The following is a 6,254-nucleotide window of genomic DNA, read 5'->3' as shown; positions in this document are numbered from 1 at the left end:
GTATTTTCCTTTGATGAAATAACCCCGTTGCCGAACTATGGGTTTATGCACTTCGTTGATGACTGCTGTTTTGCCAATTCCAGAAAAACCTGCGACTAACATCATTTCAGAACATCCATCTCCCCCCTTACCAAGGGGGGTTAGGGGGGGATTACTACCAAGGGGGGTTAGGGGGGGATTACTACCAAGGGGGGTTAGGGGGGGATTACTACCAAGGGAGGTCTCGGGGGGATTACTAACTCGCTCAAAAGCATCTAGTAGCTTTTGTACTTCCGTTTCCCGTCCGTAGAGTTTTTCGGGTATCAGGAAGCGATCGCATAAATCTCGGCTCCCTAGCTCAAATTGCCTAATCTTTCCTGTAGCTTTCAATTGTTGTAAACATTGTTCCAAGTCATGCTTCAATCCTAAAGCATTCTGATAACGATCCTCCACATTTTTAGCCATTAATTTCCGGACTATATCAACAAGGGGAGTGGGAACTTGAGAATTAGGAGGATTCGGGGGAGTTTTAGCAATATGACAATGCACTAATTCCATCGGATCACTGCTTTTAAAGGGCAACTGTCCTGTTAGCAGTTCAAAAAATGTCACACCCAAAGAGTAAAAATCTGTGCGATAATCAATCCCTCGGTTCATCCTTCCTGTTTGCTCTGGGGAAATGTAACCCAGACTTCCTTCTAGAACGTTGGGACTAATCAGTTGTTGTTGTTCTTTAGGCAGTAAAGTAGAGATACTGAAGTCGATCAGTTGAATTTGCTTGCTTTCAGGGTGGATGAGAATGTTGGCGGGTTTGATATCTTTGTGGATAATACGTTGTATACCTAGATAGTGGAGAGCTTCTGCTAGTTGCATGGCAATCTTGAGGAAATTGCTGAGACTTTGCTCTAAGTTTTGCCAATACTCAAAGAGGGCGATCGCTCCCGAATCTGGCATCACCAAGGCGTAACTATTGCCGTAGCGTTCTAAGGCCAAAGGTTGAATAATTGCTGGATGTTCCAGATGGCGGGTAATGATATATTGGTTGCGGAATTGGACTAATTCATTGAAACTGGGGTGGGGGTTACGTAATACCTTGATAATTACTTGTTTCTTGTCACAGATACGCTGGCCACGATAGACCAAAGTTCGCGTTCCTTGGTATAAATTTTCACTTAGGTAGTAGTTATGAATATTAAGCATAATAATGTTATTAATGGTTTTCAAATTTGATTTAGGTAAATTTCAAGTTTTCGGTGAGATTTTACTATATAGATATCTCCAGAAAAGAGGGAACAGAGAACAGAGAAGATATTTTTACCGAAAAGGTACGGAAAATGATTTTGTCAGTAAATTTTACAACTCTAGTTTATACTAAATAAAAGGTAAATTGATTTTATGGAGATGTCTAATAGACCTCTCCAATAATAAAAAATAAAATAAATTATTCCACTCTTATATCATCAGCATTTATGCATAACCGCTATATCTAGTAGGCGAAAATGGCATTTTCCCCTATATATAGCGTATTTTCTAATAATTTGCGTAAGTCCTGATCATGTGCGGTAGCATCGGAGCGTGTATAGAATCTAATATTATGTTCGGATAATCACTTATAAAAAAATCTTTTCCCTTTCAACTTTTCTTTTACTTCTGCCTTCTGCCTTCCTTCCAGCAAAGTATAAGTATTCAACCGGACATGATATAGCTGAGAAAGAGTTGCTTAGGACATGGACTGATGATGAACCTTAGACTGGGAAATGTTTTTCTAACTGTTCCCTGTTCCCTGTTCCCTGTTCCCTGCTATATTATTCATCAATTGTCTAACAGCTAAGTTATAAAGATAATCTAAAGAAAGTTCTATCCTAGTGAATGATAGTGTTATAGTCTATGATTATCTAGACAGTATAGTAATAATGAGCGGTATACCTGGGATACGGCTAACGCCACGCTCCGCGAACGCAAATCCTCAACGTCAACTTGACCGTGAATGCCTGTGGAGGTCTTGCTGCCGACAGTTCCGGTAGAAGCAGGTAGGGACGTATCGCTGCGCGAGATGTAACGCATTAATGTTCAAGCAACGTCCGTACACAGTAAAATGTCACATTATGCGGTGCGACCCCGCGACGACGTTTCGCCTTCCTACGGAATGCTAAGGCAAACGCGACATCTTTGCGGAGCATTCCCTATAAGAAAAAGCAAAGCTCCTCTGCAAGAGGCAAGTCGCAACCGGTCGTTAACGCAGTTTCCCGAAGGGTGGGATGGCGTTTTGCTACGCATAACTACGTTAACGCTACGCGACATAAAAAGCGTTCGCGGTTCTGCATTCTTCGGGGTTTCCTTCCCTCCGGGACGCTACGCGCACTTCGGAGCTTTGCGCTAGCAAGCGCCATATCCAATCGACCAAGAGAGGGAATGCGCACCAAGAGAGACGTTTTATATCGGTTTTATGAAGCAGGAAATGGGGAGATTGAATATTGAAGTAATTATAGATCTATAAACATAGACTGTATAACCGGATTCTATATAAGAAAGGAAATGAAAATGCATAAATTTTTAAATTCGTATTCAATACAATATTTGTAAGTTGAGGAAGTAATTTTGCGATTACTGTATAATATCATGTCCGGTAGCATCGGTATTGTATAGCAAAGGTAGGGAACAGGGAACACTTAACTGGGAACAGGGAGGAGGGAGGAGGGAGGAGGGAACACTTAACTGGCAGGAATACTTAAGATCCAGAAAAAAACTTAAATTTCCGGTAAAATTCACCCTTGAGTTTACACCAACGATACCAGCGGACATGATATAACCGGATTTTATATTACGCATTAGGAACCAGTTTTAGGCGTTTGAGATTGCATTCCTGACGGAATGCTCCGCAAACGCTGTTGCTCGCAATGACATAAATACCTTGTTTTGCGTAAGTCCTAATAATATCAAATCCGGTTGAATAGTTATTGTATAGTTGGGAGTAGGGGAGTAGGGTAGGGACGTTGCATAAGGGCGTCCGTACGGGAGTAGGGGAGATTGAATACTGAAAATTATAGAATTATCAACATATACTGTATAACCGGATTCTATATAATGACAATGACTAGGTTAAATTGGAATATCTATGATAAATTCACTACCTTTTTCCAGTTGAGAAATACACTGCAATTCTCCTCCATGTTGCTCGTTAACTATTTGGTAACTAATAGACAATCCCAGTCCAGTACCTTTACCGACTGGTTTAGTCGTGAAAAAGGGGTCAAAAATATGTTGCTGAACAGTCTCACTCATTCCTGGTCCATTGTCAGCAATGCAAATCCTGATCGTCTGCTCATTATGCCTTTGACTGGTGATACTAATTACCGGATAATCCTGAGTTTTGAAAGCATTTAAAGCATCAATGGCGTTAGTGAGAATCTGTAGAAACACTTGATTGAGTTGACTAGCATAACAGTTAATTGGGGGTAGTTGAGCATATTTTTTCACTAGAGCAATATCTGGGTGGGAGTCATCACCTTTGAGGCGATGTTGCAAAATCATTAAAGTATTCTCTAATCCTTCATGGATATCTACCTGCTTTCTTTGGGATTCGTCAAGGCGAGAGAAATTGCGCAAACCCAGAATAATTTTTTTGACGCGATCGCTTCCTGTTTGCATGGAATGAAATATTTTTTCTAGGTCTTCACATAAGAATTCTAAGTCTATATCTTCTAATTTATCTTTGATAGCATCACTGGGAGCAGAGGAGTTCTCTTCTTGGTAAAGGTTGATCAGTTCTAGTAACTCCAAAACATATTCGCGAGCATGAGTGATATTACCTGAGATAAAGGTAATGGGATTATTGATTTCATGTGCCATTCCGGCAACCATTTGACCTAAAGAAGACATTTTTTCGGTTTGAATAAGTTGAGCTTGAGTTTGCTGCAATTGTTGCAAGGTTTGTTGTAACTGTTGGTTGTTCTCTTGGAGTTGTTGGGTTCTCTGCTCAACTTTAGCTTCTAAGTCTTGGTAAAGTCTGGCGTTTTCAATGGAGATTGCTGCTTGGGCAGTCAGTAGGTTAAGAACTTGTATACGTTCTGTAGTAAAAGCTTCTGTGGTGAGGTTGTTTTCCAGGTAGAGAATGCCAATCAATTTTCCTTGGTTGAGAATGGGAGTACACAGAAGACTTTTGGGTGTTTTTTGAATAAAGTAGGGGTCAGTGCTGAAGTTATTGTCTTGTGCAAAGTTGTTAATGATTAAGGTCTGTTGCGTTCGTTTAATGGTGTTAATAATTGTCCGGGGTATGTCTTCGCTTTGCTCTAGAGAAATATTGCTTATGTAAGAAGTTGCGCGATCGCTTTGAGTGACGATTTCCCAATTTTCCGAGTCTTTTAACAACAATACTCCTTTGTTAGCTCCAGCATTCTCGATTAAAATCTCCATTAATTTTGAGACCAAGGTGTTCAATTCAATTTCTTCGGAAATAGTCTGGGAAGCTTTGATAGTAGAAGCTAAGTCAAAGACAGAGGTAGTGATGCTAGCAGTACCAATAGATGTGGAGTCAGTCAGAAGATCCCGATCGCTGGCAAGAGACTGAGGAGATTTTTGGAGGATGGGGGTTAGGAGTTGGGGATAAGTTTGTTCAAGTTGGTCAGTTTTGACTGAGCTACCCCATTGAGCATAGCAACTATAAGCAGATTGCATATACCCCACAGCAGATTTTTCCTTGCCCCAATTTAGGTAAGCTTTTGCTGCCAGTTCGTTTGCCAAAGCTTCTTCTTGGATGTATTCGTTATTCTGAGCTTCGGCAATGGCGCGATCGTATAACTCAATTGCTTCTAATTTTTGACCCAAACACCGACATTTTTCGGCCTCAACTAAAAGATACTTATGTAGAAAGTTTTCCGAACAGCTATCTGACCAAATTTTTAGCTGCTGCTGATTTGATTCTATTTGCTGCCAAGTATTATTCTGTTGTTGTGCAGACATACCAGAATACAAGTTGAGTAAAATCAGAGAAGCATAATAATAATAACAACTAGAAATTATGTGGCCTACAACATTGTTAAGAAGCGGTTCTGCTTTGGTTGCGTAATTTAAACCGACCTCAAAATTTTCTGTTAAACAGGAAAGGTGCATCATCAGAACATAATAGAAATAAACCCAACCCCACACTTGGGATGCTTCTATAAAAGCTATTGTTTTTTCAACTTTAATCATCACATCATCTTCTTTGTCTAGGCAAAGTCTGGTTATAAAAACTTTGGCTGCAGCAAGTGTCACTTGTAAAGCCTCATTCTGGACTTTATCTCCCACCAATATATACTTGTCTATATCTACAGCAACTGCTGCTAAATTCTCTCCTTGGAATAATCGATTTGTAATATTACTCTGTAAGTTATAAGCAGCATATTGAATTTCTCCAGACTCCAATCCTGCTATATAGCTTTCATAAGTTACTTTTGTTGCCTCTTTTATTGGTCTTGTCCAAGGTATCATAAAAGCTCCAAGCATGTTTCCAGCTTGACACCTCTGAGATTTACTATTGAGTTTGTAACTTAGTTGCATAGCTAAGTCTCCCCACTCATAAGCTCTGTGATACTGCCCTTGCAATGCTAGAATTACTCCATAGTTGGCATAAGCGTTGATTGACTCAGGAATATTTCCATGTTTAATTGACAGACAAACTGCTCTGAGAGGGAGAAAAGTGAAAAGTTGAAAATTGGAGGTCATATATGCTGATACATTTAGAGCCATTAGCAATTTAATCATTGCTTGAATAGATGGTTCAACTGTTGTCGGTAAATCTAATAGTGAGGAAATAGAACGTTCTGTCAAACTCTGAGTAATAGAGGCAAACTCTGATTCAACTAGCTGACTCAGCTTGTTGGTATCAATCTCAATTCCCAGATTTTCTAATCCAATCATACCTACCTGAATTGCTTCCTCATGTTTATCCTGTAGACTAAATTGAGCGACTTGAATGCGATAGAAATCCGCCTGTTCTACAGGATAACTCACCCATTCTAAAGCTACTGTAATTGTCTGTTCCAATTCCTCGTACTTGCTATGACTGAACTGAGCTTCTGCCAGGTGACGATGCAGATTTAAACTCAAGTTATATTGATTAATCCAAGCATCTTTTTCTAATAAGTTAATACCTGTTTTTAGATACTCAATCGCACCTTGATAAGCTGTAGCAGATATCGCTTTTTCGCCCGCAGCTAAGTTCAGTTCTGCTAATTTTTCTTCCTCCCTTTTTTCCTTGATCAGAGACTTGCCAAAATTCAGGTGATTAACAATAT

The 6,254-nt window shown here is 39.8% G+C and carries 3 protein-coding genes; all 3 read right to left on the bottom strand.

Going from position 1 to position 6,254, the window contains the following annotated elements; translation table 11 throughout:
* A partial coding sequence (locus tag F6K40_RS38010; RefSeq protein WP_293144810.1) for a serine/threonine-protein kinase occupies nt 1-1,179 on the bottom strand: 1,179 nt, incomplete at its 3' end.
* 678 nt (nt 1,180-1,857) lie between these two features.
* Nucleotides 1,858-2,043 (bottom strand): hypothetical protein, encoded by a 186-nt coding sequence (locus F6K40_RS38005; RefSeq protein ID WP_293144807.1) that lies wholly within the window; start codon nt 2,041-2,043, stop codon nt 1,858-1,860.
* 1,035 nt (nt 2,044-3,078) lie between these two features.
* Nucleotides 3,079-6,254: ATP-binding protein (locus F6K40_RS38000; protein ID WP_293144805.1), on the bottom strand; the 3,176-nt coding region annotated here is incomplete at its 5' end.

It is taken from the genome of Okeania sp. SIO3I5, from assembly GCF_010672085.1.
Lineage (GTDB): Bacteria > Cyanobacteriota > Cyanobacteriia > Cyanobacteriales > Microcoleaceae > Trichodesmium.
Note: the sequence above shows the minus strand (reverse complement) of the source record. Positions and strands in the feature narration are given on the sequence as shown.